This window comes from Kitasatospora sp. NPDC048545 (assembly GCF_040651155.1).
Classification (GTDB): Bacteria; Actinomycetota; Actinomycetes; order Streptomycetales; family Streptomycetaceae; genus Kitasatospora.
Genome location: NZ_JBEZIQ010000016.1, coordinates 40,220 through 65,517, shown reverse-complemented (window position 1 = coordinate 65,517; position 25,298 = coordinate 40,220). Strand labels below are relative to the sequence as shown.

The 25,298-nt window shown below is 71.3% G+C and carries 20 protein-coding genes, 1 tRNA gene and 1 pseudogene; 9 read left to right on the top strand and 13 right to left on the bottom strand.

Features of this window, described 5'->3' with window-relative positions; translation table 11 throughout:
* Positions 1-31: 31 nt before the first annotated feature.
* The 3 genes from AB0D10_RS17350 to AB0D10_RS17340 are packed head-to-tail and all read right to left on the bottom strand — an operon-like array spanning position 32 to position 3,370.
* Positions 32-637, bottom strand: coding sequence for a hypothetical protein (locus AB0D10_RS17350; protein ID WP_360256786.1), 606 nt, complete (start codon positions 635-637; stop codon positions 32-34).
* Positions 624-2,276 carry an extracellular solute-binding protein gene (locus AB0D10_RS17345; RefSeq protein WP_360256784.1) on the bottom strand — a complete coding sequence of 551 codons (1,653 nt, stop codon included), beginning with the start codon at positions 2,274-2,276 and terminating at the stop codon, positions 624-626. Before AB0D10_RS17345 ends, AB0D10_RS17350 begins: the two co-directional genes overlap by 14 nt.
* On the bottom strand, positions 2,273-3,370 hold the full coding sequence (locus AB0D10_RS17340; RefSeq protein ID WP_360256782.1) for a substrate-binding domain-containing protein: 1,098 nt from the start codon (positions 3,368-3,370) through the stop codon (positions 2,273-2,275). Before AB0D10_RS17340 ends, AB0D10_RS17345 begins: the two co-directional genes overlap by 4 nt.
* A 330-nt stretch (positions 3,371-3,700) precedes the next feature.
* Here AB0D10_RS17340 and pyk point away from each other — a divergent pair, with 330 nt between their 5' ends.
* The 3 genes from pyk to AB0D10_RS17325 all read left to right on the top strand — a co-directional run bounded on the left by pyk (position 3,701) and on the right by AB0D10_RS17325 (position 5,897).
* The gene (gene pyk, locus AB0D10_RS17335; protein ID WP_360256780.1) at positions 3,701-5,131 is read left to right on the top strand and encodes a pyruvate kinase; all 1,431 of its coding nucleotides are present in this window, start codon (positions 3,701-3,703) and stop codon (positions 5,129-5,131) included.
* A gap of 110 nt (positions 5,132-5,241) precedes the next feature.
* Complete coding sequence (locus tag AB0D10_RS17330) at positions 5,242-5,601, top strand: type II toxin-antitoxin system RelE/ParE family toxin (RefSeq protein ID WP_360256778.1); 360 nt, start codon at positions 5,242-5,244, stop codon at positions 5,599-5,601.
* Positions 5,598-5,897, top strand: a complete 300-nt coding sequence (locus AB0D10_RS17325) for a helix-turn-helix transcriptional regulator (protein ID WP_360256776.1) — start codon at positions 5,598-5,600, stop codon at positions 5,895-5,897. Before AB0D10_RS17330 ends, AB0D10_RS17325 begins: the two co-directional genes overlap by 4 nt.
* Positions 5,898-5,992: 95 nt before the next feature.
* Here AB0D10_RS17325 and AB0D10_RS17320 read toward each other — a convergent pair.
* A tRNA-Leu gene (locus tag AB0D10_RS17320) sits at positions 5,993-6,075 on the bottom strand.
* Positions 6,076-6,169: 94 nt separating this feature from the next.
* On the opposite strand from AB0D10_RS17320, the gene AB0D10_RS17315 reads away from it, so the two are divergent.
* On the top strand, positions 6,170-6,826 hold the full coding sequence (locus AB0D10_RS17315) for a response regulator (protein WP_360256774.1): 657 nt from the start codon (positions 6,170-6,172) through the stop codon (positions 6,824-6,826).
* Between the two features lie 60 nt (positions 6,827-6,886).
* On the opposite strand, the gene AB0D10_RS17310 is transcribed toward AB0D10_RS17315, so the two are convergent.
* The 6 genes from AB0D10_RS17310 to AB0D10_RS17285 all read right to left on the bottom strand — a co-directional run bounded on the left by AB0D10_RS17310 (position 6,887) and on the right by AB0D10_RS17285 (position 13,813).
* Positions 6,887-7,603, bottom strand: a complete 717-nt coding sequence (locus tag AB0D10_RS17310) for an ABC transporter ATP-binding protein (protein WP_360256772.1) — start codon at positions 7,601-7,603, stop codon at positions 6,887-6,889.
* Positions 7,600-8,445 (bottom strand): ABC transporter ATP-binding protein, encoded by an 846-nt coding sequence (locus AB0D10_RS17305; protein ID WP_360256971.1) that lies wholly within the window; start codon positions 8,443-8,445, stop codon positions 7,600-7,602. The genes AB0D10_RS17310 and AB0D10_RS17305 overlap by 4 nt, the downstream gene beginning before the upstream one ends.
* An 8-nt stretch (positions 8,446-8,453) precedes the next feature.
* Entirely contained in the window at positions 8,454-10,385 is a 1,932-nt protein-coding gene (locus tag AB0D10_RS17300; RefSeq protein WP_360256770.1) for a branched-chain amino acid ABC transporter permease, read from the bottom strand.
* A gap of 5 nt (positions 10,386-10,390) precedes the next feature.
* On the bottom strand, positions 10,391-11,320 hold the full coding sequence (locus AB0D10_RS17295) for a branched-chain amino acid ABC transporter permease (RefSeq protein WP_360256768.1): 930 nt from the start codon (positions 11,318-11,320) through the stop codon (positions 10,391-10,393).
* A 149-nt stretch (positions 11,321-11,469) separates the two neighbouring features.
* The gene (locus AB0D10_RS17290; RefSeq protein ID WP_360256766.1) at positions 11,470-12,705 is read right to left on the bottom strand and encodes a branched-chain amino acid ABC transporter substrate-binding protein; all 1,236 of its coding nucleotides are present in this window, start codon (positions 12,703-12,705) and stop codon (positions 11,470-11,472) included.
* A 643-nt stretch (positions 12,706-13,348) separates the two neighbouring features.
* Positions 13,349-13,813 (bottom strand): hotdog fold thioesterase, encoded by a 465-nt coding sequence (locus AB0D10_RS17285; RefSeq protein WP_360256764.1) that lies wholly within the window; start codon positions 13,811-13,813, stop codon positions 13,349-13,351.
* 303 nt (positions 13,814-14,116) lie between these two features.
* Here AB0D10_RS17285 and polA point away from each other — a divergent pair, with 303 nt between their 5' ends.
* From polA to AB0D10_RS17270, 3 genes and pseudogenes are all read left to right on the top strand, one after another.
* The gene (gene polA, locus AB0D10_RS17280; RefSeq protein WP_360256969.1) at positions 14,117-16,804 is read left to right on the top strand and encodes a DNA polymerase I; all 2,688 of its coding nucleotides are present in this window, start codon (positions 14,117-14,119) and stop codon (positions 16,802-16,804) included.
* A 139-nt stretch (positions 16,805-16,943) separates the two neighbouring features.
* Entirely contained in the window at positions 16,944-17,717 is a 774-nt protein-coding gene (locus AB0D10_RS17275; RefSeq protein WP_360256762.1) for a GNAT family N-acetyltransferase, read from the top strand.
* A gap of 77 nt (positions 17,718-17,794) precedes the next feature.
* Positions 17,795-17,988: pseudogene (locus AB0D10_RS17270) on the top strand (IS256 family transposase); the annotation flags it as partial.
* A 45-nt stretch (positions 17,989-18,033) separates the two neighbouring features.
* On the opposite strand, the gene AB0D10_RS17265 reads toward AB0D10_RS17270, so the two are convergent.
* On the bottom strand, positions 18,034-18,909 hold the full coding sequence (locus tag AB0D10_RS17265; RefSeq protein WP_360256760.1) for a LysR family transcriptional regulator: 876 nt from the start codon (positions 18,907-18,909) through the stop codon (positions 18,034-18,036).
* A 93-nt stretch (positions 18,910-19,002) separates the two neighbouring features.
* On the opposite strand from AB0D10_RS17265, the gene AB0D10_RS17260 reads away from it, so the two are divergent.
* Positions 19,003-19,740 (top strand): SDR family oxidoreductase, encoded by a 738-nt coding sequence (locus AB0D10_RS17260; protein WP_360256757.1) that lies wholly within the window; start codon positions 19,003-19,005, stop codon positions 19,738-19,740.
* 150 nt (positions 19,741-19,890) lie between these two features.
* Here AB0D10_RS17260 and hrpB read toward each other — a convergent pair whose 3' ends face one another.
* Both hrpB and AB0D10_RS17250 read right to left on the bottom strand, forming a co-directional pair.
* Positions 19,891-22,419, bottom strand: coding sequence for an ATP-dependent helicase HrpB (gene hrpB / locus AB0D10_RS17255; protein WP_360256755.1), 2,529 nt, complete (start codon positions 22,417-22,419; stop codon positions 19,891-19,893).
* 4 nt (positions 22,420-22,423) lie between these two features.
* Positions 22,424-23,290, bottom strand: a complete 867-nt coding sequence (locus tag AB0D10_RS17250) for a class I SAM-dependent methyltransferase (protein ID WP_360256752.1) — start codon at positions 23,288-23,290, stop codon at positions 22,424-22,426.
* A 413-nt stretch (positions 23,291-23,703) separates the two neighbouring features.
* Between AB0D10_RS17250 and rpsA the strand changes: the two genes are divergently transcribed.
* On the top strand, positions 23,704-25,194 hold the full coding sequence (rpsA, locus tag AB0D10_RS17245) for a 30S ribosomal protein S1 (RefSeq protein WP_049653883.1): 1,491 nt from the start codon (positions 23,704-23,706) through the stop codon (positions 25,192-25,194).
* Positions 25,195-25,298: the final 104 nt, after the last annotated feature.

Genomic DNA, 25,298 nt, shown 5'->3' with positions numbered 1-25,298 from the left:
GCTTCCGGGCCGGCCTCCCCGGCCTCGTGGATCAGGCCAGTTCGGCGCTCAGCAGGACCACCTCACGGCCGAGCTCGGCCGCGGGGTCCGGGGCGTCCGCGCCCGCCCACGGCTGCCAGGTCCGCGCCCGCAGGTAGCCGGCCACCGCGAGCGGCAGCCGGTGCCGGACGATCCGCTCCGTCACCGGACCGGGGCCGGCCTCGCGCAGGGCCGTCAGCAGGCCGTCCACCCCGGCGGAGGGCGGCAGCGGCACGGTGTCCAGGTAGGCGGCCAGCGCCTCCAGTTCGGGGTCGGGCTGCGGCGCCGGCGCCGGCACGGGTTGCGGCACCGGCACCGGCTGCGGCACCGGCTCCGGGGAGCCGCCCTCCGGGTCGTCCGGGGTGCCCGCGCCCTCCCGACTCCTCGGACCGTTCGGGCCGTCCGATCCCTCCGGGCCCCCCGGCCCGGCGGGCCCGCGGCCGGGGGCGACCAGCGCACCCACCCCGTACAGGGCGGCCGCCACCCCCAGCCACAGGTCCCCGCCGAGCCCGAGGTAGTGCAGTCCCACCCCGACGGCGCCGCCCCCGAGCCCGGCCAGGTTCCTGGGCGAGTTCAGGTACCGCAGCGCCCGTCGGGCGGGCCCGTCACTGGTAGCCACGGATCTCCTCGAACGCCCCGTCCAGCGACCCCGAGCCGTCGAACAGCTTGCCGCCGCTGAGGTCCGCGACGCCCTGCAGCTGGGACACCGCCGCCTCGCCGAACCTGATCGGGAACACCGGGACCGACTTCTCCCAGGCCGGCAGCGCGTCGTGGAAGCGCTTGAAGTCGGCGTCCGTCGCGCCGGCGTTGCTCTCCCCGTCGGTCATCAGCACGATCGACGTGAAGCGGTCGTCGTTCGCCGCCGCCTGCTGACGCTCGATCACCCGGTACGCCTCCTCCAGCGAGTCGTACAGCGCGGTGCCCCCCGAGGCCGACAGCGACTGCACGTCCGCGTCGATCGCCGCCAGCTCCGCCTGCGGGCCGGGCCGGCTGCCGGACGGCGGCACCACGTGCGTCTTCGCCCACTTCACCGCGGAGGCGAAGGAGAGCAGGGTGACCTCCTCGCGGTTGCGGAAGCGGCGCACCCCGCGGGTGTCGTCCGCGCCCGTCAGCCGGCTCAGCGCGGTCTTCAGCGCCGCGATCCGCGAACCCTCCATCGAACCCGAGGTGTCCAGCACGTACACCGTCCGGGACGGGCGGCGCAGCTCGTTCTGGTACGAGGCCAGCAGGCCGTCCGCGACCGCCCGCGTCCCCGGGAACGGCAGCTCCCGGCGGCGGTCCGTCGGCAGGCCGGCGGCCGGGGCCACACCCGCCGCGGCCGGGCGGCGCAGCGTCACCTCGGACATGCGCTTCTGCACCTCGTCCTTGAGCAGGTACGAGGTCAGCCGCTGGAAGGCGTCGCGCTGGTCCGGCGCCGCGGAGGACAGCAATGACAGCGGGTAGTCCGCCGACACCACGCCGTCCACCGGGCGCACCACCGTCAGCTGCTGCTGCGGCGGCAGCGTCCGGTTCAACGACAGCAGCACCGACTCGTAGTTCACCAGCGCCCCCACCGAGCCCGACTCGGCCCGGGTGTACGCCTGGGCCAGCCAGCCCGAGGAGCCGGACGTCAGCTTCTGGCCGGTGAAGAACTGCTTCAGCCGCGGTGCCGCCTTCTGCACGTCCGCCTCGGCCAGCGCCCCGTCCGCCCCGGAGAACGCCGATGCGACCGCCACCAGCGTGGAGAAGCCGGAGTTGGAGCGCGACGGGTCGGCCATCCCGTACGTCAGTTTGCCGGCCGCGGCCGCGTCACCGACCTGCGCCCAGGTCACCTTCGAGCCGTCCCCCCAGCCCAGGTCGCCGAGCACCGAGGAGCGCACCCCGATCGCCACCGGCGAGACCATCACCGGCGTCTCGGACAGCACCTTGGACTTCCCGGTCGGGTCCAGGCGCAGGTACTGGTTCGACGGGAACCACACCGCGTCGTACTTGCCGTCGGCCCGGCCCGAGGAGACGGTGTCCGCGCCGTCCAGCGTGCCCGTCCAGGAGAACTGCACCGTCACCCCGGTGGCCTTCCTGGCGTCCTCCAGCACCGGTGCCAGGTCCTGCAGTTCGCTGCCGGCCAGGACGCGCAGCACCCCGGGCCTCGCGGTCTCCGCCGGCGGGTCCGACGGCCTCGGCCCGGACGTGCCGCCGGAGGACGTGCAGGCGGTCACCGCCGCCAGGACGGCCACCAGTGCGGCGGTGAGCCGGCTGCGGCGCTTCGTACGGAGGTTCACTTCGGGCTTCCACCCTTCGCCGCGGCGGTCAGCTTGAGCATGTTGTCCAGTGAGGGCAGCGTGGCCTGCTTGAACCCGGAGGTGCGCAGGTCGTGCGCGAAGGCCGGCTTCTTGTCCTTCATCAGGTTCCAGAAGGCCTCCTGGTCGGCCTGCGGGCGCAGACCGAACCGGGCCTCCAGACCGCGCAGCACCGCGTCGTTCTCCAGCGCGTCGGCCAGCTTCCGGCCGGCCTCCGTCCGGGCCACCAGGGTGTGGTCCGACTGGATCGTGGTGTCCGGGTACATCACCACCATGTCCCCGGTGTCCTTGCCCCGCAGCGGCAGCGCGGCCGCCTGCGACTCGTACGCGAAGACCAGCGTGCCGACGCCGGCGAAGAAGTCGCGGAACGGCTCGTCGCTGCTGATCTTCTGCATGCCCTGGACGCCGTTCGAGGTCGCCAGCACGTCCCGGACGGCGTTGACGCCGGCGTCGTCCTGCACCACCTGGTTGCCGTTCGCGACGTACGAGAGCAGCGCCAGGTACATCGCGCCCGAGGAGGACGTCTCCGGGTCCGTGGTGGACACGAACAGCGGTCCGGCCAGCTCCGGGTGCTCCGCGGCACCCTGCAGGTCCTTCCACTTCTGACCGGACTTCAGCGCCGCCACGTACTTGTCCATGTGGAACGTCCAGACGCCCTTGCCGTCCACGTCCGCCAGCTGGTTCTCCTTCAGGACCTTCGCCGCCGACTCGTGCGTCACGACCACCAGCGGCGAGTAGAACGGCACCAGCGGCGAGTCCGTCAGCTGCCAGTTGCGCTGGATCTCCCGGGCCGGCGCGGCGCTCGCCGGAAAGGCGAAGTCCAGCCCCTTGGTGCTCCTCGCCTGCTCGCTCATCGTCCAGGAGCCCGTCGAGTCCGCCCGGACCTCCAGGCCCTGCTTCTTCAACTCGGCCTTGACATCGGGGTTGTCGAAGAAGTCGCGCTTCTCCGACCCGATCAGGCCCGTGACCGTGACCACCGGGGTCCCGGCCCCGCTGTCGTCGGGGATCAGCGCGTAGGCGACCCAGCCCAACAGGGCCAAGGTCGCCACCACCCCCAGAACGCCTCCGCGTCTCATGCCGAACGCCTCCCCCTCGTCAGCGACTTCGTCCGCGTCGCTCCATCGTCCGGGTGGTGACCCGGAACCTCCGGATCGTCACCCGGGGGTGACGAGCGTCCCGCCGGGCGGGGAGCGCCAACGGAAGAGGCGGTGAACGAAGGGTGAACACCCCTTCACGGAATCGCATCGGACGGTCCGTCACGGGAGCGGTCGGACGGGTCCGGAGGAGCCCGTTCGCACACCGGTCCGAGGGCGTGTCAGATTGTTCAACTCGCCTTACCCCAAAGGTCATCCCGCGGACCGGACCCGCCTCGTGGTTACGCGCCGGTAATGCCTAGTCTCAGCACTATGCGCCGAGCAAAAATCGTCTGCACTCTCGGGCCCGCCACCGACTCGTACGACCAGATCAAATCCCTGGTCGACGCCGGGATGGACATCGCCCGATTCAACCTCAGCCACGGCACGCACGCCGAACACGAGGAACGCTACCGCCGCGTCCGCAAGGCCAGCGACGAAACCGGCCGGAGCGTCGGCGTCCTCGCCGACCTTCAAGGCCCGAAGATCCGCCTCGACACCTTCGCCCACGGGCCGGTACTCCTCGAACGCGGCGACGAGTTCACCATCTCCACCGACAAGGGCGTCGTGGGGGACAAGGACATCTGCGGCACCACCTACACCGGACTCGCGGCCGACGTCAGTCGCGGCGAACGCATCCTCGTCGACGACGGCCGCGTCACCCTGGAAGTCGTCGCCGTCGACGGCCCCCGCGTGCGCTGCCTCGTCATCGAAGGCGGCCTGGTCTCCGACCACAAGGGCCTCAACCTCCCCGGCGTCGCCGTCTCCGTCCCCGCACTCAGCGACAAGGACGTCGCCGACCTGCGGTGGGCACTGCGCACCGGGGCCGACCTGATCGCGCTCTCCTTCGTCCGGAGCGGCCGCGACATCGAGGACGTCCACCGGGTCATGGCCGAGGAGGGCCGCTTCGTCCCGGTCATCGCCAAGATCGAGAAGCCGCAGGCGGTGAAGAACCTCGAATCCGTCGTCGACGCCTTCGACGGCATCATGGTGGCCCGCGGCGACCTGGGCGTGGAGATGCCCCTCGAACAGGTCCCGCTGGTCCAGAAGCGCGCCATCAAGCTCGCCCGGCGCAACGCCAAACCGGTCATCGTCGCCACCCAGATGCTCGACTCGATGATCAACGCCTCCCGGCCGACCCGCGCGGAGGCCTCCGACGTCGCCAACGCCGTCCTCGACGGCACCGACGCGGTGATGCTCTCCGGGGAGACCTCGGTCGGCAAGTACCCCGTCGAGACGGTCAAGACCATGGGCCGGATCATCGAAGCCGCCGAGAACGACATCCTCGCCGCCGGCCTGCCCCCGCTGACCACCGGCAGCAAGCCGCGCACCCAGGGCGGCGCCGTCGCCCGCGCCGCCGCCGAGATCGGCGACTTCCTGCACGCCAAGTACCTCATCGCCTTCACCCAGTCCGGCGACACCGCCCGCCGACTGACCCGCTACCGCTCACCCATCCCGGTCCTCGCCTTCACCTACGAACCGGCCGTCCGGAGCCAACTCGCCCTCACCTGGGGCGTGGAGACCTTCCTCGGCCCGTTCGCCCCGACCACGGACCAGATGGTCGAACAGGTCGACGCGGCCCTGCTGTCGCTCGGCCGCTGCCAGAAGGGCGACATCGTCGTCATCACCGCGGGCTCACCCCCCGGCCTCGCCGGCTCCACCAACCTCGTCCGCGTCCACCACGTGGGGACGCTGGACGCCTGAGTGAGGATCGTTCGGATGTTCGCCGGCGGCATCCCTCATACGGGGGGACGCCGCCGGTTCGGTGTGTGAATCGCGGCGCGCGACGGTAGCGGCTCCATAACATCCGTGTTATGACTTGGGGAGACGTCGAGCTGGAGCCGGAAGTTCAGGACTGGATCCGCGGTCTGAGTCACGCCGACAGGGAAACGGTCGCGTTCTATGTCGACCTGCTCGCTGTCCGTGGGCCACTGCTCGGGGAGCCCCACAGCAGGCAGCTGGACGGCAAGCTCCGGGAACTGCGCTTTCACCTGAACGAACTGGAAATGCGCATCACCTACTGGATCGCCTCGGGGAGGAGGATCATCCTGCTGACCGTGTTCCGCAAGACACGCATGCGGGAGACCGCCGAAGTGGACAGGGCGAGGCGGGCGCTGCGCCGCTGCGTGACCGAGCAACACACCCTGGACGAGGACGAGGAGTGGGTCAGATGAGCGAGCGCGCGTCGTGGCGTGCTGTGCGCGAGGAGATCCTGAACCGCCCGGGTGCCGGTGCGGCCTACGAGGCCGCGCGGATCCGCTTCGAACTCGGCGAGGCCGTACGCCTGCGACGAGAGGCCCTCGGTATGACTCAGGCCCAACTGGCCGCCGCGACCGGGACGCAACAGCCGGCCGTGGCCCGTTTCGAGGCGGGTGGGACGATGCCCACCATCATGATTCTGGAGCGGTACGCCGAGGCGCTCGGAATGCGGCTCACCGTGGAGCTGGAACCGCTGGAACAGGCGAGCTGAGGCACACGGGCGCCGAGGAGGAGGGGAACCTCGGGGCTCCGGGAGAGGACACCGGAGCAGTGGGAACCGCTGGTCGATCGGAATGCTGCGAAGCGTGCCGGGTGCGGGATTCGAACCCGCAAGCCCTTTCGGGCAGATGTGTTTGAGACATCCGTGTATGCCGTTCCACCAACCCGGCGGGGCCAGTCCCGACAGAGCATACCGGCTGTGTGCGGTCCGCCGCTGCTAGGTACCCTCGATTACTGCAGTACCCCGCCGGAACTAGGAGCCCCGTGAGCACCGCCGACGAGCAGGCACAGCCGCTTGAGACCGATACGCCCCAGATCACCCGGATCGTGATCGCCGAGGACGAGGCGCTGATCCGCCTCGATCTGAAGGAGATGCTGGAGGAGGAGGGGTACACCGTCGTCGGCGAAGCGGGGGACGGGGCGACGGCGGTGAAGCTCGTGGAGGAGCTGAAGCCGGACCTGGCGATCTTCGACGTGAAGATGCCGGTGCTGGACGGGCTGTCGGCCGCCGAGCAGATCCACGAGAAGCACCTGGCTCCGGTGCTGATGCTGACCGCGTTCTCGCAGCGGGAGCTGGTGGACCGGGCGCGGGACGCCGGGGCGATGGCGTACATCGTGAAGCCGTTCTCGAAGTCGGACCTGGTGCCGGCGATCGAGATGGCGGTGTCGCGGTACACCGAGATGCGGGCGCTGGAGAAGGAGATCGGGGATCTCACCCAGCGGTTGGAGACCCGGAAGCTGGTGGACCGGGCGAAGGGCGTGCTGCAGACGAAGTTCGGGCTGAACGAGCCGGCCGCGTTCCGGTGGATCCAGAAGACGTCGATGGACCGGCGGATGACGATGGCGGCGGTGGCCGAGGCGGTCATCGAGGAGGGCGAGGCCCAGGACCGCAAGAAGGCGGAAGAGGGCGCGCCCGAGTAGGTCGCACAGCGAGGAAGGGCCCGGCAGGGGATCTGCCGGGCCCTTCGTGCGTGGTGGGGGTCAGTCCTCGCCGAGGTAGGCCTTGCGGACGGACTCGTCGTGGAGGAGGTCAGCGCCGGTGCCGGAGAGGACGACGCGGCCGGTCTCCATGACGTAGCCGCGGTCGGACAGGGAGAGGGCGGCCTGGGCGTTCTGCTCGACCAGGAGGATGGTGGTGCCGCCGGCCTTGAGCTCGATGATGGTCGCCATGATCTTCTGCATCATCAGCGGGGAGAGGCCCATGGAGGGTTCGTCCAGCATGAGCAGCTTGGGCTGGGACATCAGGGCCCGGCCCATGGCGAGCATCTGCTGTTCGCCGCCGGAGAGGGTGCCGGCGGCCTGCTTGCGGCGTTCGCCGAGGATGGGGAAGAGGCCGTAGGCGCGTTCGACGTCGGCGGTGATGCCGGCGGTGTCGGTGCGCAGGAAGGCGCCGAGGAGGAGGTTCTCCTCGATGGTCATGCGGGGGAAGATGTGCCGGCCTTCGGGGGAGTGGGCGAGGCCGAGCGAGACGATCTTGTGGGCGGGGACGGTGGAGAGGTCCTGGCCGTCGAAGGTGATGCGGCCGGAGGTGGGCTTGAGGAGGCCGGAGAGGGTGCGCAGGGTGGTGGTCTTGCCGGCGCCGTTGGTGCCGATGAGGGTGGTGACCTCGCCCTGTTCGACGGTGAAGCTGATGCCCTTGACGGCTTCGATCTTGCCGTAGGCGACGCGGAGGTCCTCGACCTCGAGGAGTGCGGTCACTGGTCGGTCTCCGTAACGGTCTCCGGAACTGCCGGGGTGCTGTCTTCGCGGGGGGTGACCGCGGTGTCGTCGAGCGGGGCGCCGAGGTAGGCGGTGATGACGCGCTCGTCGTTCTGGACGGTCTCGCGGTCGCCCTCGACGATCTTCTGGCCCTGGACGAGCACGGCGGTGCGGTCGCAGAGGTTGAAGATGAAGCGCATGTCGTGCTCGATGACGAGGATGGAGATGCCCTTGTCCCGGATGGCGAAGACGAGTTCCTCGGCGGCGCGGGTCTCCTGGGGGTTCATGCCGGCGGTGGGCTCGTCGAGGAGGAGCAGGCCGGGGTCGGAGGCGAGGGCGCGGGCGATCTCCAGCTTGCGCTGCTCGCCGTAGGGGAGGTTGCGGGCGAGGTGGTCGGCCTTGGCGGCGAGGCCGGTGAACTCGAGGAGTTCCATGGCCTTGGCGCGGCTCTCGGCTTCGGCGCGGTGGTAGCCGGGCCCGCGGAGGATGGCGGAGAAGATGCCTTCCTTGGTGCGGGTGTGGCGGCCGACGAGGACGTTCTCCAGGACGGTCATGTTGGCGAAGAGCCGGATGTTCTGGAAGGTGCGGGCGATGCCGGCCTGGGTGACGAGGTGGGGCTTGGGGGGCAGTTGGACGTCGCGGTAGCGGACGGTGCCCTCGGTGGGGACGTACAGGCCGGTGAGGCAGTTGAAGAAGGTGGTCTTGCCGGCGCCGTTGGGGCCGATGAGGCCGATGATCTCGCCCTCGCCGACGGTGAGGGAGACGTCGTTGACGGCGGTGAGGCCGCCGAAGCGCATGGTGACGCCGGTGACTTCGAGCAGGGGTGCGGCGGTGGTGGTCATCGGGTCGGTCACGCCCCTGCCTTGGTGAGTGCGGTCGGCTCGCCGGTGGGCTGGGCCGGGATGGCGGCCTCGTGGTACTCCAGCTGCTGGCGCCGGTTGGGGATGAGGCCCTCGGGGCGGACGCGCATCAGGATGATGAGGGCGGCGCCGAATGCGAGGAGCTGGTAGTCGGCGAGGAATTCGAGCTTCTTCGGGATGAGGAAGAGGAGGGTGGCGCCGGCCAGCGGTCCGCTGATGGTGCCCATGCCGCCGAGGATGACGGCGGCGAGCAGGAAGGCGGAGTTGGGCGGGAGGGCCTCGGCGAAGGTGTACTGGTCGGGGGTGACGGTGTAGCTGACGTGAGCCTGGACGGTGCCGGCGAGGCCGGCGAGGCAGGCGCCGAGGGCGAAGGCGAGGAGCTTGAGGCGGAAGCCGTTGATGCCCATGGCCTCGGCGGCGGTCTCGTCCTCGCGGATGGCGACCCAGGCGCGGCCGATGCGGGAGTTGCCGACCCGGGCGAAGACGAGCACGACCAGGGCGGTGACGAGCAGCATCAGCAGGTAGTAGTTGGAGAAGCGGCCGAGTTCGATGCCGGCGACGGTGTGGGGCTTGCCGAGGTCGAAGCCGAGGATCTCCAGGTCGGGGATCCGCGGGATGCCGTTGGAGCCGTTGGTGATCTTGGGGCCGGTGGTGCCGTTGAGGTTGAGCATGGTGATGCGGAAGATCTCGCCGAAGCCGAGGGTGACGATGGCGAGGTAGTCGCCGCGCAGCCGCAGGGTGGGGGCGCCGATGAGGACGCCGAAGACCATGGAGACGGCGGCGCCGGTGAGCATCGCGGCCCAGAACGGGAACTGGACGTGGATGGGCGAGGCGGGGGAGCCGGAGACCAGGGCGGCGGCGTAGGCGCCGACGCCGAGGAAGGCGACGTACCCGAGGTCGAGCAGGCCGGCCAGGCCGACGACGATGTTGAGGCCGAGGGCGACGGTGGCGAAGATCAGGATGTTGGTGGCGACCGAGGTGTACTGGTCGCTGCTCTGGGTGAAGGGGAAGCTCGCGGCGGCGGCGAACGCCGCGCCGGTGGTGACCGGGCGGTGCTTGACGGTCAGTGCGCGCAGCCGGGCGATCAGGCCGGACTTGGTGAGGGCGGCGAGGGTGGGGCCGGCGAACAGCAGGCAGCCGATGAAGAGTTCGCCGTACTCGGTGTCGATGCCGAAGGTGATCGCGAAGAGGCCGAGCCCGAAGGCGACGATGATGATCAGGACCTCGACCCAGGACGGCAGCGCGCGGGGGGCGGCGAGCGGGCGCTCGACCTTGCCGAGGCGCAGCCAGGTGTTGGCGAGGTGGCCGAGCTGGAGGAGGAGGACGGCGCCGGTGGCGATGACCACGCCGCCCGCGAGGGCGGTCAGGACGGGGGCGACGGGCTTGTCGCCGGGGACGGCGTGGGCGCCGAACCAGACCAGGGGGGCGGCCGGGACGAGCAGGAAGAGGCGCTTGTCGACGATCCGCAGCGGGACGGCGGTGCGCCGGTCGAGCGGGAGGCCGAGGGCGCCGAGGACGGTGAGCAGGCCGCCGGCGGCGAGGACCCAGCCGCCGGGTTCGAGGTTGACGAGGCCGTCGAGTTCGACGGCGATGGAGGCGACGGAGTAGGCGCTGACGGCGAGGGTGCCGGTGGCGGCGTACAGGACGGCGTTGTTGCTGCCGGCGGGGGTGACCCAGCGCAGGCCGGGGACGCCCTGGGAGCCGAGCAGCACGGCCAGGGTGAGGAGGCCGGCCGCGAGGGCGAGCCACTGGAGGCCGGCCGGGGAGCCGTAGTAGGTGAGGTCGCCGGGGAAGTCGGAGGTCCAGGTCCAGGCCATGGCGGCGGAGGCGGCGGTGGCGAGGGCGCCGAGGCCGGTGAGGGCCGCGGCGGCGCGGGCCGGCAGGGGGATGACCGGGGTGGTCTCGGTGGTCGTGGTGGTCATGGTGGTCACGCCCTGTCCGCGACGCGCTCGCCGAGCAGGCCTTGGGGCCGGACGAGGAGCACGAGGATGAGGAGTACGAAGGCCCAGACGTCCTTCCAGGCGCCGCCCCCGAAGAGGTGCATGCCGGGCAGGTGCTGGATGTATCCGGTGGCGAGGGCTTCGGCGAGGCCGAGGGCGAGGCCGCCGAGCATGGCTCCGTAGATGTTGCCGATGCCGCCGAGGACGGCGGCGGTGAAGGCCTTGAGGCCGAGGATGAAGCCCATCCGGAAGTCGACCTGGCCGCTGCGCAGGCCGTAGGCGATGGCGGCGACGGCGGCGAACGCGGCGCCGATGGCGAAGGCCATGACGATGATGCGGTCGGTGTCGATGCCCATCAGCTTGGCGGTGTCCGGGTCCTGGCTGGTGGCCTGCATGGCGCGGCCGGAGCGGGTGCGGGTGACGAACCAGCCCAGGGCGAGCATGCAGAGCGGGGCGGCGATGATCAGGAAGAGGTCGCTGCGCTGGATGGTGACGGAGCCGAGGCTGAAGGGGTCGCCGGGGATCTTGGGGAAGACCCGGGCCTTCTTGGCGTCGGGGTAGAAGGAGAAGACGAGCTGCTGGAGGAAGATGGACAGCCCGATCGCGGTGATCAGCGGGGCGAGCCGGGGCGCGTTGCGCAGGGGGCGGTAGGCGAACCGCTCGGCGGCGACGGCGGTGAGGGTGGAGACCAGGACGCCGGCGATCAGCATCAGCGGTAGGGCCAGCCAGAGGGTGGTGCCGCCGGGGAGGGCGAGGTAGGCGGTCAGGGCGCCGAAGCCGCCGACCATGACGATCTCGCCGTGGGCGAAGTTGATGAGCTGGACGATGCCGTAGACCATCGTGTAGCCGATCGCGACGAGCCCGTAGAGGGCGCCGAGGATCAGGCCGTTGGCCAGCTGCTGCGGTAGGTCGTGCACCGCTGGGCCTCCGTAGTGCGTTCGGGGGTGTCCGCGTGGGTGGTGGATGTGGGGGCGCGCGGGGGCACTCGTGGCGCCCCCGCGCGCTGGGTGGTTCGGTGGTGCCGGATCCGGGTGGGTGGTTCGGTGGTGTCGGATCCGGTGGTGGGTCAGCCTTCGAAGGTGCCGGTCTTCTCCACGTCCCACTTGCCGTCCTTGACGGCGTAGACGGTGAGCTGCTTGTTGGTGGTGTCACCGAACTCGTCGAAGGAGACCTTGCCGGTCACGCCGTCGAAGGAGACCTTCTGGACGGCGTCGACGACGGCGGCGCGGGGGTTGGCCGGGAGCTTGCCGTTGTTGGCGGCGACGACGGCCTTGACGGCCTGGATGATGGCCCAGCCGCTGTCGTAGGAGTAGCCGCCGTAGGTCTCGTAGGCGTCCTTGTAACCGGCGGCCTTGTAGTCGGCGATGAACTTCGCGGCGGTCGGGAGCTTCTCGACGGCGCCGCCGACGGCGGTGGCGAGGTCGCCGGCGCTCTTCGGGTTGAGCTTGATGAAGTCGGCGCTCTGCATGCCGTCGCCGCCCATCAGCGGGATGGCGACGCCGGCCTCCTTGAGCTGGAGGGAGAGCGGGCCGGCCGCGGGGTACTCGCCGCCGTAGTAGACGGCCTCGGCGCCGGAGCTCTTGACCTTGGTGACGATGGCGGCGAAGTCGCGGTCGTCGGGGTTGACGTGCTCCTCGCCGACGATGGCGCCGCCCTGCTTGACGAACTCGGCCTTGAAGGTGGCGGCCAGGCCGGCGCCGTAGGTCTTCTGGTCGTCGATGAGGAAGACCTTGGACTTCTTGGCGTCCTTGGCGAGGTACTGGGCGGCGAAGGGGCCCTGGACGGCGTCGGTGGTGGCGGTGCGGAAGTAGGTCTTGAAGGGACGCTTCTTCTCGCCGCTGGCCCACTTCTCGCCCTGGCTGAGGGCGACGCCGGTGTTGGCGGGGGAGATCTCGACCAGGTTGGCGTCGGCGAAGATCTGCTGCATCGACTGGGCGACGCTGGAGTTGAGCGGGCCGACGACGCCGACGACGCTGGTGTCGCCGACCAGCTGGGTGGCGTTCTGCTGGCCGGGGCCGGGCTTGGCGGTGTCGTCCAGGGCCTTGATCTGGAACTTGACGCCGGGGACCTCGTTGGCCTCGTTGGCCTTCTTCGCCGCGAGTTCGACGGAGTTGCGGATGCCGAGGCCGATGGCGGAGAGGTCGCCGGTGAGCGGGGCGTCGATGCCGATGGTGACGGTGGTGGCGGAGCCGCCGCCGCTGCCCCCGTCGCCGGACTTCTTGTCACCGCGAGAGCCGCAGGCGCTGAGGCTGAGGGCGGCGATCACGGCAATGCTCACGACAACTGCTGAACGGTGACGCACGAGGGTCCCCTTCGGTTCGGGATGCGCCCGCGCCGGAGTGGCGGGAGCCGGAGTGCGCGGAGGGCCAGGCCCATTCGGATGGCGCGGTGACTGGCCGTGACTCTAGATGCCGTTGGGCGGCTCGGGCAGTGCTGCGAGCAGGCTGTGATTCTCTTGTTATGAGCACACGGAGCAGTTGTCTCACCATGTGGTCGTTTCGGCTCGATCGATCCGGCCCTTTCGGGTGTTTACGCGCTGGTAGGGCGATGTAAGGGCCGGAAATGGGGGTTGCGGCTGGCGTCACCGATAATCGAACAGTCAAGTCCGATTCCCATGTTTCGACCGGTAGCGTCCGGATTGCGGACGAGAAGAGCACGGTCAAGCGACCCCGGGGCCCCGGGAGCGCTCGGGGTCGGGTTTTGCTCGGATTTCCTGCTTGTTACGCAGCGTTACAAGGGTCGGGAACGCGTCGGCCCCCGCCGGACATGCGAACCGCCCCCTTGTCCAGACCAACGCCTGCCCAGAGTGGCGGATGGTCAAACAAGGGGGCGGTAAAGGGACTTGATGTCGTCTTGACTGAACTTGCTTCGAAGGTAGGGACGTTACCGGTGGGGCCGGGTACACCTGTGGTGACGGGTGGGGCGCCGCGGCGCCGGCCGGGACGTCAGAGGTCGCGCAACATGCAGGTCAGCCGGCAGCTGGTGACCCGCTTGCCGGTGTCGTCGGTGACCGCGATCTCGTAGGTGGCGGCGGTGCGGCCCTTGAACACGGCCGTCGCCACCCCGGTGACCAGGCCGGACGTCGCCGAGCGGTGGTGGGTCGCGTTGAGGTCCACGCCGACCGCGTACCGGCCGGGGCCGGCGTGCAGCATCGCCCCGATCGAGCCCAGCGTCTCCGCCAGGGCCGCGGACGCGCCGCCGTGCAGCAGCCCGTACGGCTGCTGGTTGCCCTCCACCGGCATGGTGCCGACCACGCGGTCGCCGGAGGCCTCGACGATCCGGATGCCGAGCTTCTCGCCGAGGTCGCCGCCGGAGAAGGTCTCCGGGCTCACACCGAGCTTGGCGAAGTGGTCCAGGACGTCCTGCGGGACCTTCAGGACGGGGGCGGTGTCGGGGGCCGCATCGGCCATGGGGGAACTCCTGCCGCTCGGGGGTCACGGGGCGTGCTGCCTGTGATCGTACGACCGTCCTACTCGGCGGTACCGCGCGCGGCCGGGGCTGGCGTGGCGGCTCCGGTGGACGCCCGGGCGGGCACCTCTGCCGCCCCGCCGCCGCGGTGCCAGGGCCGCCGGCGGCGTGCCCCTTTTGTCGGTGCCGGGCCATAGGATCGGTGGCCGGTAGTGGAATCGGCAGGAACGGACGTTGACGTGGCTACGCAGAGTACGGACAAGGGCGCGACGGGTGGCGGCGGGGCCGGCCCGCGGCCCCGGCTGATGCTGCTCGACGGGCACTCGATGGCCTACCGGGCCTTCTACGCCCTGCCCGTGGAGAACTTCAACACCTCCACCGGGCAGCCCACCAACGCGGTCTACGGCTTCGCGTCGATGCTCGCCAACACCGTCCGCGACGAGCAGCCCACCCACGTCGCCGTCGCCTTCGACCTCTCCCGGCAGACGTTCCGCTCCGTCGAGTTCCCCGACTACAAGGCCAACCGCGCCAAGACCCCCGACGAGTTCCGCAGCCAGATCGGCCTGATCGGCGAACTGCTCGACGCCATGAGCATCCCCCGGCTGACCGCCGAGGGCTTCGAGGCCGACGACATCATCGCCACCCTGGCCACCGCCGCCGAGGCGGCCGGCTACGACGTCGACATCGTCACCGGCGACCGCGACTCGCTCCAGCTGGTCACCGACCACGTCACCGTCCTCTACCCGACCAAGGGCGTCTCCGAGCTCACCCGCTTCACCCCGGAGAAGGTCACCGAGAAGTACGGCGTCACCCCGCGCCAGTACCCGGACCTCGCCGCGCTGCGCGGCGACCCGTCCGACAACCTGCCCGGCATCCCCGGCGTCGGCGAGAAGACCGCCGCCAAGTGGGTCAACCAGTTCGGCTCCTTCGACGAACTCGTCGCCCGCGCCGACGAGGTGAAGGGCAAGATCGGCGAGAAGCTGCGCGACCACCTCGACTCGGTCAAGCGCAACCGCGTCCTCACCGAGCTGGTCCGCGACGTCGAACTCCCGCTCGGCGTCGCCGACCTGGCCCGCGCACCGTTCGACAGGGCCGCCGTCGGCACCCTGATGGACTCGCTGGAGTTCCGCAACGCCAACTTCCGCGACCGCGTCCACGGCATCGACCCGGCCGCCGGCGAGGCCGCCGCCGAAGCCGAACTCGCCCCCGGCGTCGAGGTGGACGGCGAACTGCTCACCGACCCGGGCACCCTGGCCGCCTGGCTCCGCGAGCACGCCTCCGACGGCAAGACCACGGTCGCGCTCGCCGCCGTCTACCAGTGGGCGCTCGGCACCGGCGAGGTCACCGAAGTGGCCCTCGCCGCCGGGGAGACCGCCGCCTGGTTCGACCCGGCGCTGCTCGCCGAGGAGGACGAGCAGGCCTTCGCCGGCTGGCTCGCCGACGCCACCGCACCCAAGGCCCTGCACATCGCCAAGCAGGTCATGCGCGCCTTCGCCGAGCGAGGCTGGACGGTCGGGGGCGTCGTCGCCGACACCGCGCTCGCCGCCTACCTGGAGAAGCCCGGCCGCCGCACCTTCACCCTGGAGGTGCTCGCCGAGGAGTACCTGGCCCGCTCGCTCACCCCGGCCCCCGCCACCGAGAGCGGCCAACTCGCCTTCGACGCGCCGGAGGAGGACGAGACCGCGGCCGCCCGCTCGCTGATGCTCCAGGCCCGCGCCGTGCTCGACCTCGCCGCGCTCTTCGACACCCGCCTCGCCGAGGTCGGCGCCACCGGGCTGATGCGCGACATGGAACTGCCCATCGCCGCCCTGCTCGCCCGCATGGAGCGCTACGGCATCGCCGCCGACCGCGAGTGGCTCACCACGCTGGAGGCGCAGTTCGCCGCCGAGATCCAGCGCTGCGTCGAGGAGGCACACGCCGCCGCCGGGCACGAGTTCAACCTCGGCTCGCCCAAGCAGCTCCAGGAGATCCTCTTCGGCGAGCTCGCGCTCCCCAAGACCAAGAAGATCAAGACCGGCTACACCACCGACGCTGACGCGCTCACCTGGCTGGCCACCCAGACCGACAACGAGCTGCCCGTCATCCTGCTGCGCCACCGCGACCAGGCCAAGCTGCGCACCACCGTCGAGGGCCTGCTCAAGACCGTCTCGCCCAAGGGCCGGATCCACACCACCTTCAACCAGATGGTCGCCGCCACCGGCCGGCTCTCCTCGCAGGACCCGAACCTGCAGAACATCCCGGTCCGCACAGAGGAGGGCCGCGCCATCCGCCGCGCCTTCGTCGTCGGCCAGGGCTACGAGACGCTGCTCACCGCCGACTACTCGCAGATCGAGCTGCGGATCATGGCGCACCTGTCCGAGGACGAGGCGCTGATCGAGGCCTTCGCCTCCGGCGAGGACCTGCACACCACCGTCGCCTCCCAGGTCTTCGAGGTGCCGGGCGCCGCGGTCGACGCCGAGATGCGCCGCAAGATCAAGGCGATGTCCTACGGCCTGGCGTACGGGCTGTCCGCGTACGGGCTCTCGCAGCAGCTCGGCATCAAGCCCGCCGAGGCGCAGGGCCTCATGGACACCTACTTCGAGCGCTTCGGCGGCGTCCGGGACTACCTGCGCCGGGTCGTCGACGAGGCCCGCGCGACGGGGTACACCGAGACCCTGCTCGGCCGCCGCCGGTACCTGCCGGACCTCAACAGCGACAACCGCCAGCGCCGCGAGATGGCCGAGCGGATGGCCCTCAACGCCCCGATCCAGGGCTCGGCCGCCGACATCGTCAAGATCGCCATGCTCCGGGTGGACGAGGCGCTGCGCGCGGCCGGCCTCACCTCCCGGATGCTGCTCCAGGTGCACGACGAAATCGTCCTGGAGCTGGTCCCGGGCGAGCGCGAGCGGGTGGAGGCCGTGGTCCGCGAGCAGATGGCCGGCGCCTACCCGCTGCGCGCCCCGCTGGACGTCTCGGTCGGCGTCGGCGCCAACTGGGAGACCGCCGCGCACTGACGGTGCCGCAAGCGGTTCTCGGCGGGCCCGGACGCGTGGAGCGTGCGGGCCCGCCGTCATCGGCGGCCCCGGGGTGGCCCAGCCGGCTTGCGGGGAATTGGCCCATACGACAAGTCAATTTCGTACTACCGTAGGCACAATGACAACAGGATCCACTGCGACCGACCAGCCCCTGTCCCCGGCCGAGGCGCCGACCAGCCAGGCCCGCAACTCCGCCGCCTTCTGGGCCGCGACCGGTCGGAGCCGGGGACACGAGGTGATCCGACGCCGCGGATTCCTCGCGGTCGACGGCGACGAGCGCGCGGGCCTGCGGATCCTGGTCCAGGAGCCCGACCTCGACCCAGGCGAACTGGCCGAGGTGGGCGAACTGGTGCGCGGGGCCGCGGGGGCGGTGAACGTCGAGGATCCGTTCAGCGCGACCGACCTGAGCCACCTGGGCATGCGCAACTGGCAGATGCCGATCATGCTGCGCCTGCCCGGGCCCGTCGGCGAACCGGCCCTCGACGTGACCCGGGTGAGGCGGCCCGAGGACCTCCAGACAGCCGAGCGGGTGGTGATCGAGGGCTTCGAACTGGACCGATTCGAGCCCTACCGCCCCGGCGAGCTGTTCCCGACGGCGCTGATCGAACAGCCGGGCGTGGACGTGTTCGTCGCCTCGCTCGACGGTGCGGTCGCGGGAGCCTGCGTCAGCGTCGTGGCCGACGGCGTCGGCAGCCACTACTGGGTCGCCGCGTCGTCGGCGTTCCGCTCGCGCGGGGTGGGCCGGGCCGTGATGCTCGGAGCCCTCGCCCACCTGGCGGACCTGCCGGCCACGCTCACCGCCTCGAAGCTGGGCAGGCCGCTGTACGAGTCGCTGGGTTACACGGTCGCGACGCCCTCGACCTGGTGGGCCGCGCCTTCCGGGACGGCGTAGCGGTGAAGCCCGCTGGGTCGCCGGCCCGCCGGGCACCCGCAGGGCACCGGCCCTGTGGACGGCTTCAGCGGTAGGCCGTGCGGCTGCGCACCAAGGTCACCCGCGGCGCCGGGTCCGCTCGGCCGCCGTGGCCCTGACGTTCAAGCTCATCGAGTCCGCCCAGGACCGCTGGCGCGCCGTCAACGCACCCCACCTGGTCGCCCTCGTTCGGGCCGGGGTCCGCTTCGGCAAAGGCGTGCTCGTCGAACGCGAGGAGTCCAGTGCGGCCTGACCGGGCTTCGCGCCAGGCGGCAGGAACCGTCCGCCCCACCGGCGGCTACCGGGAGGATGCGAGCTGTACGGCGGTCCTGATCAGGCCGGCCAGGGCTGGTGAGCGGCTGTGCGCGGGCCAGGCGATGTGGGTGACGACGGGGGGCGCGTTGGTCAGGGGGACGGCGGCGTGCGCGGACCACAGCCAGGCGCGCGCGGAATCCGGCACGATGGCGACGGTGCGTCCCAGCGCGACCAGTTGCGCCAACTGCGTCTGATCGCGGATCTCGGGGCCGGGGCCGGGCGCGTAGATGCCGTGACGGGGCCAGCGCGCCGGTGGGAGGTCGGGGACGTTGCTGATGTCGGCCAGGGACAAGGTCTTGCGCGCGGCCAGGGGGTGTCCGGCGGGCAGAATGGCGAACTGGTTCTCGGTCATGAGCTCCTCGCTGTCGAACCCGGCGAGGGAGTTGAACGGCACGTGCATCAGCGCGACGTCGGCGCTGCCGTCGCGCAGCCGTGCTTCCTGGTCGCACATGCCGCACTGCAGGACCTCGACCTCGGCGGCGTCAGGCTCGGCCGCGTAGGCGTCGAGGAGCTTCTGCAGCAGTTCGTGAGCCGCGGCGGTCTTCACCGCCAGCACCAGACGGGTGCGCTCTCCGCTCAGGTTGTCCGCTCCGCCGGCGCGGCGGGTGCGGCGTGCGGCGGCGGTGGCGGCGTCGAGCGTCGCGCGGCCCTCGTGCAGCAGCACCGTTCCGGCATCGGTCAGCGCGACGCCGCGGCGGTTGCGTTCCAGGAGGCTTACGCCGAGACGCCGTTCGAGCTGCTGGACCGCCCGCGACAGTGGCGGCTGGGCCATGCCCAGGCGTTCGGCGGCCCGGCCGAAGTGAAGCTCCTCGGCGACGGCCACGAAGTATCTCAGCTCGCGGGTCTCCAAGGCGTCCACGGCGGCAGCGTACTCCTACGATACCGACCGGGTATCACAGCGCACCCGATCGGTGTTGGCCGGCGCGGTCGCCTGGGAGCGAGCATGGACGGCATGAGCGAAACGAAGATCGCGCTGGTCACCGGCGCGAACAAGGGAATCGGCTACGCGATCGCCACCGGCCTCGGAGCCCTCGGATACCGCGTGGCCGTCGGAGCGCGGGACGCAGGCCGACTCGAAACCGCCGTCGAGAAGCTGCGCGCCGCCGGGGCCGACGCGTTCGGCGTGCCGCTGGACGTGACCGGCACCCAGAGCGTCGCCGACGCAGCGGAGCTGATCGAGCGTCAGGCCGGAGGGCTGGACGTGCTGGTCAACAATGCGGGCATCTCCGGAGAGATGGGTCCGGGCTGGGTGCAGGACCCAACGACCCTCGACCTCGACTTGGTCCGCACGGTCGTGGAGACCAACGTCATCGGCGTCATCCGGGTGACGAACGCAATGCTCCCGCTGCTGCGCCGCTCGTCCTCGCCGCGCATCGTCAACATCTCCAGCGGCGTCGGCTCCATGACCCGGCAGGCCGACCCGGACATCGAGATGGGAGCGATCATGGCGGCCTACGCGCCGTCGAAGGCGTTCCTCAACGCCGTGACCGTGCAGTACGCCCGGCAGTTCGCCGACACGGGCATCCTGATCAACGCCGCCTGCCCCGGCCTGTGCGCGACCGACTTCACCGGTTTCTTCGGGAGCCGCACCCCGGAACAGGGCGCGGCCACGGCGATCCGGCTCGCCACGCTGCCGGACGACGGCCCGTCCGGCGCGTTCTTCGACGACGAGGGCGTCGTCCCCTGGTAAGGGATGAGTTGTCCTGGACGCGGGATCGCACCAGCGGCGCGAGCGCGATTGCGAGGTCGGGTCGCAGGTCGGACCCGCGACGGAGCCGGCCCGCGTCGGCCCCGTCCGGAACGACACACACTGCGCGCCGTTCGCTGTTCGGCTCTCCTGTCACTTCCGGGCGTTGGTGCGCTTCGTGGGCTCTGCTGTGGTCGGGTCCTCGGGCCAGGGGTGGCGGGGGTAGCGTCCTCTGAGGTCTGCGCGGACGGCTTGGTAGCCGTTGCGCCAGAAGTTCTCCAGGTCGCCGGTGATGGCGGCGGGGCGGCCGGCGGGGGAGAGCAGCTGGACGGTGAGCGGGACGCGTCCTCCGGCCAGGGCGGGAGCAGCTTTCCAGCCGAAGAGCTCTTGCAACTTGACGGCCAGCACAGGGCGTTCGGTGCTGTAGTCGACCCGTATCTTCGAGCCGGTCGGGACGGTGATGCGCTCGGGGGCCAACTCGTCCAGCCGCCCGGCTTCTCCACTCGTCCACGGGAGCAGGCGCTGCAGGGCTGCCGTCGTATCGATCCTCGCGAGGTCGGCGCGGCGGCGGGCGCGGGACAGCTCGGGTTCCAGCCACTCGTCGGCGCGTTCCAGGAGCGCGGCGTCGGACACGTCCGGCCACGGGTCGCCGATGGCGGCGTGGAGGAAGGCGAGGCGTTCGCGCAGGCCAGGTGACGGCCAGGTCAGCAGGGTGCGCACGCCCTCGCGAGTGAGGCCTTCGAGGATGGCTGCCCGGACGAGGGTGGTGTCGGGGCGGTTCAGCGGCTTCTCGGTGAGTTCGATGGCGCCGAGGGATTCGACCCGGCGGGCCGTGACCTCGTCGCGGCGGGTGTCCCAGTGGACCTCCTCGCGGGCGGTGAGCAGCGCCGCCCCCGCTTGCCGCGCGGTGTCCTCGTCCAGTGCCGCGGCGTGCAGCACCCGCGCGGAGTGTGCGCCCGCCGGGCGGTCGGCTACCGCTACGGCGAGCCAGGGCACGGCGCCGAGCGCCGTGCCGGGGGCGAGTTCGGCCGCTGTCCCGGAGGCCATCAGGTACGGGCTGCGCTCGCCGGGGGCGGGTCGTTCCACCCGTGCTCTCGCGATCCGCTCCGGGAACGCGAGGGCGACGACGAGTCCGACGGCGGTGGCGTCGGGCAGGCGGGTGGCGGGTTCGTCGCCGGCGGCGCGCTGCAGTCGGCGGACTTCGTCGCGCCAGCGGCCCGCGTAGGGATCACCGGAACCGCGCACGGTCCGCCACACCGCCGCGAGGTCGTCCCCGAGCGCCCGTGGCGGCTCCTCCGACAGCAGGGCGACGACCTCGGCCGCCCGGCGTGCGCCGACGGCGGGAGCGCCGTCGACGAGCGCCCGCCCCAGTCGGGGGTGCAGCCCGGTGCGGGCGAGGCGGACGCCGCGCGGGGTGGCCCGGCCTTCGGTGTCGACGGCGCCGAGGGCCTGCAGGGTCTGCCGGGCGGCGGCCATCGCCCCGGCGGGCGGGGCGTCGGGCAGGGCCAGGCCGGTGGCGTCCGGGTCACCCCAGCAGGCGGCCTGGAGGGCGAACGGGGTGAGGTCGGCGAGGGCGATCTCGGGGGTGGGGAACCGGGCGGCGAGGGCGTCCTCGGCCTCGTTCCAACAGCGGTACACCGTGCCCGGGGCCTCGCGCCCGGCCCGTCCGGCGCGCTGCCGGGCGGCGGCGAGCGAAGCCCGGACGGTGACGAGTGCGGCCAAGCCGCGGGCGTGGTCGGTGCGCGGTTCGCGGGCGAGTCCGGCGTCGACGACGACCCGTACACCGGGCACGGTGAGCGAGGACTCGGCGACGGCGGTGGCGAGGACGACCCGCCGTCGGTCGGACGGTGTCAACGCCGCGTCCTGGACGGCCTGCGGGGCGCGCCCGTGCAGCTGGAGCACGTCGGCCGGGACGCCGTTCAACTGCCCGGCGACCCGCGCGATCTCGCCGACGCCGGGCAGAAAGCAGAGCACGTCCCCGTCGCGCTCGCTCAACGCCCGCCGTACGACGGAGGCGACGTGGTCGAGCAGCGCGAAGTCCACCCGGGTGCCGTGCGCGGGGCGCACGGCGCGCGGCGGGGGCGCCCACACCACGTCCACCGGGTGGGACACCCCGTGCGCCTCCACCACGGGGGCGCCGCCGAGGAGTGCGGCCCAGGCCTCGGTGTCGGAGGTGGCGGAGGCGCAGACCAGGCCCAGGTCGGGCCGCAGCGCGGCGCGGACGTCGAGCAGGAAGGCGAGCGCGGTGTCGGCGTCCAGGTGGCGTTCGTGGCACTCGTCGAGCACGACGACATCCACGCCGGGCAGTTCCTGGTCGCGCTGGAGCCGTTGCAGCAGGACGCCGGTGGTGACGACCTCGACGACGGTGTCCGGCCCGACGTGACGCTCGCCGCGCACCGTGTATCCGACCTCGCCGCCCACGGACGAGCCGAGCAGCCAGGCCATCCGCCGGGCGGCGGCCCGGACGGCGAGCCGGCGCGGTTCGGCGACCAGTACGCGTCGGACAGGGCCGGAATCGAGCAGCCCGGCCAGGGCGAGCGGCACCAGTGTGGTCTTGCCGGTGCCGGGCGGCGCGGCGAGCACGGCGGTGCCGGAGCCGTCCAGTGCCTCGTGCAGCGCGGGCAGGGCGGTGCGGACGGGAAGGTCGCGCCAGGCCGCCCCTGCTGATCGGTCGGGCAGCAAGGCGTCAGCCCCGCTCGGTGACGAAGATCGCGGTGCCGGGGATCAGCCGGCCGCGCAGCGGGGACCAGCCGCCCCACTCCTGTTCCAGGCCGGCCGGCCACTCGGGTTCGACCAGGTCGACCAGTCGGAAGCCGGCGGCGACGAGTTCGCGGACCCGGTCGCCGAGGGTGCGGTGGTGTTCGACGTAGGTGGCGCGGCCCTGCTCGTCCTGTTCGACGTACGGGGTGCGGTCGAAGTAGGACGCCACCGCGGTGAGGCCCTCGACGCCGGGCTCGTCGGGGAAGGCCCAGCGGATCGGGTGGGTCACCGAGAACACCCAGCGCCCGCCGGGCCGCACCACCCGGTGGACCTCGCGCATCAGGGCTTGGGTGTCGGCGCTGAACGGGACGGCGCCGTAGGCGGAGCAGGCGAGGTCGAAGGAGCCGTCGGCGAAGGGCAGCACGGCGGCGTCGGCCTGGACGACCGGGACGGGCGCGGTGCCGCGGCCGAGGTCGATCCGGCGGGAGTGCTGGAGCTGGCGGTGGGAGATGTCCAGGGCGACGGGGCGAGCGCCGCGGGCGGCCAGCCAGCGCGAGCACTGGGCGGCGCCGGCGCCGATCTCCAGCACGTCCTTCCCGGCGACCTCGCCGAGCAGGCGGGCGTCGGCCTCGTCCAGGCCTTCGGGGCACCAGGTGAAGCGGTCGTCGCCGAGGAACTCGCCGTGTTCGTCCTGGTACTCGTCGGCGTTGCGGTCCCACCAGTGCCGGCTGGCGCGGCTGCTCTCCCCGGTGCCGGCCGCGCGCCGCACCGCGTCGTCATCGCCCTCCTCGGCGGATGCGTCAAGATCGTGGAGGTCTGACTGGGGGGTGGTGGCCACGGTGACAATGCCCATCGCGTAGGGTATGGAGTGCGGAAGCGCCGCTGCCGCGAACCGGCCCTGCGAGGGGTCGGGTCCTGGCGGTGGCATCCGGGGAAAGGGCCCTTCCGGGCGCCGCCGAGAGGCGCGCAATCGGAGGATATGGCCTGATCCGCCCGGGCTCCACCGTCTTGCCGTCCTTCGGCATTGACCGTGCCCGGCCGTCCCCGTATGCTACAAGTTGCGCTGCGGGCCTGCGCGCCTCAGACGGAGCAGGTCGCGCTCGCATCTGTCGAAGACCCCACGGTCGCAAGACGGACGCCGATTCTCGTTGTACGGGAACGCCGGTGCGCCGTGTTCTTGGCTGTCCGGCTTTCGGTGGGAGCGATACGGGCCCTCCGCGTGGCATTACCTACGACTTTCATGTCCGTACCGGAGCCCTTTTCCTAATGACGAGCCCCACCGACTCCTCCCTCAGCACCACCCCGCAGGTCGCGGTCAACGACATCGGCGACGCGGAGGCCTTCCTCGCCGCCATCGACGAGACCATCAAGTACTTCAACGATGGCGACATCGTCGAGGGCGTCATCGTGAAGGTCGACCGTGACGAGGTCCTCCTCGACATCGGTTACAAGACCGAGGGCGTCATCCCGTCCCGCGAGCTCTCGATCAAGCACGACGTTGACCCGCACGAGGTCGTCGCCGTCGGTGACAACATCGAGGCCCTGGTTCTCCAGAAGGAGGACAAGGAGGGTCGTCTCATCCTGTCCAAGAAGCGCGCTCAGTACGAGCGTGCCTGGGGCACGATCGAGAAGATCAAGGAAGAGGACGGCATCGTCACCGGTACCGTCATCGAGGTCGTCAAGGGTGGTCTCATCCTCGACATCGGCCTCCGGGGCTTCCTCCCCGCCTCGCTGGTCGAGATGCGTCGCGTCCGCGACCTCCAGCCCTACGTGGGCAAGGAGCTCGAGGCCAAGATCATCGAGCTGGACAAGAACCGCAACAACGTGGTCCTGTCCCGCCGTGCCTGGCTGGAGCAGACCCAGAGCGAGGTCCGCCAGACCTTCCTCACCACCCTGCAGAAGGGCCAGGTGCGCTCCGGCGTCGTCTCCTCGATCGTCAACTTCGGTGCCTTCGTGGACCTGGGTGGCGTCGACGGCCTGGTGCACGTCTCCGAGCTGTCCTGGAAGCACATCGACCACCCGTCCGAGGTTGTCGAGGTCGGCCAGGAGGTCACCGTCGAGGTTCTCGACGTTGACATGGACCGCGAGCGCGTCTCCCTGTCGCTGAAGGCGACCCAGGAGGACCCGTGGCAGCAGTTCGCCCGTACGCACCAGATCGGTCAGGTCGTCCCGGGTAAGGTCACCAAGCTGGTTCCGTTCGGTGCGTTCGTCCGCGTGGACGAGGGCATCGAGGGTCTGGTCCACATCTCCGAGCTGGCCGAGCGCCACGTGGAGATCCCGGAGCAGGTCGTCCAGGTCGGCGACGAGATCTTCGTCAAGGTCATCGACATCGACCTCGAGCGTCGTCGCATCAGCCTCTCGCTGAAGCAGGCCAACGAGGCGCTGGGTGCCAACCCGGCCGAGGTCGAGTTCGACCCGACCCTGTACGGCATGGCCGCTTCGTACGACGACCAGGGCAACTACATCTACCCGGAGGGCTTCGACCCCGAGGCGAACGACTGGCTGCCCGGCTTCGAGAAGCAGCGCGAGGAGTGGGAGCGCCAGTACGCCGAGGCGCAGAGCCGCTTCGAGCAGCACCAGGCGCAGGTCATCAAGAGCCGCGAGGCCGACGCCCAGGCCGCCGAGGAGGGTGGCGACGCCGTCGCCGCTGCCGCCGGTGGTTCCTACTCGTCCAGCAGCGACGAGGGCTCCGGCGCCCTGGCCTCCGACGAGGCCCTGGCCGCCCTGCGCGAGAAGCTGGCCGGCGGCCAGAGCTGAGGCTCTCGCCCCCTGCTAGCCGATAGCTAGCGAATGGGCCCCATCCGGGAATTCCCGGATGGGGCCCATTTGGTTTTTCGCGCTGACTTATGCGCCTTACAACT

What these genes read in the sequence shown, in the direction of transcription:
- AB0D10_RS17325 (WP_360256776.1), top strand. Translation starts at nt 5,598, where the DNA reads ATGAGCGAGCGCGCGTCGTGGCGTGCTGTGCGCGAGGAGATCCTGAAC.
- AB0D10_RS17340 (WP_360256782.1), bottom strand. Translation starts at nt 3,370, where the DNA reads ATGAGACGCGGAGGCGTTCTGGGGGTGGTGGCGACCTTGGCCCTGTTG.
- AB0D10_RS17285 (WP_360256764.1), bottom strand. Translation starts at nt 13,813, where the DNA reads ATGGCCGATGCGGCCCCCGACACCGCCCCCGTCCTGAAGGTCCCGCAG.
- pyk (WP_360256780.1), top strand. Translation starts at nt 3,701, where the DNA reads ATGCGCCGAGCAAAAATCGTCTGCACTCTCGGGCCCGCCACCGACTCG.
- AB0D10_RS17300 (WP_360256770.1), bottom strand. Translation starts at nt 10,385, where the DNA reads ATGACCACCACGACCACCGAGACCACCCCGGTCATCCCCCTGCCGGCC.
- rpsA (WP_049653883.1), top strand. Translation starts at nt 23,704, where the DNA reads ATGACGAGCCCCACCGACTCCTCCCTCAGCACCACCCCGCAGGTCGCG.
- AB0D10_RS17330 (WP_360256778.1), top strand. Translation starts at nt 5,242, where the DNA reads ATGACTTGGGGAGACGTCGAGCTGGAGCCGGAAGTTCAGGACTGGATC.
- AB0D10_RS17305 (WP_360256971.1), bottom strand. Translation starts at nt 8,445, where the DNA reads ATGACCACCACCGCCGCACCCCTGCTCGAAGTCACCGGCGTCACCATG.
- AB0D10_RS17250 (WP_360256752.1), bottom strand. Translation starts at nt 23,290, where the DNA reads ATGGGCATTGTCACCGTGGCCACCACCCCCCAGTCAGACCTCCACGAT.
- AB0D10_RS17275 (WP_360256762.1), top strand. Translation starts at nt 16,944, where the DNA reads ATGACAACAGGATCCACTGCGACCGACCAGCCCCTGTCCCCGGCCGAG.
- AB0D10_RS17260 (WP_360256757.1), top strand. Translation starts at nt 19,003, where the DNA reads ATGAGCGAAACGAAGATCGCGCTGGTCACCGGCGCGAACAAGGGAATC.
- polA (WP_360256969.1), top strand. Translation starts at nt 14,117, where the DNA reads ATGCTGCTCGACGGGCACTCGATGGCCTACCGGGCCTTCTACGCCCTG.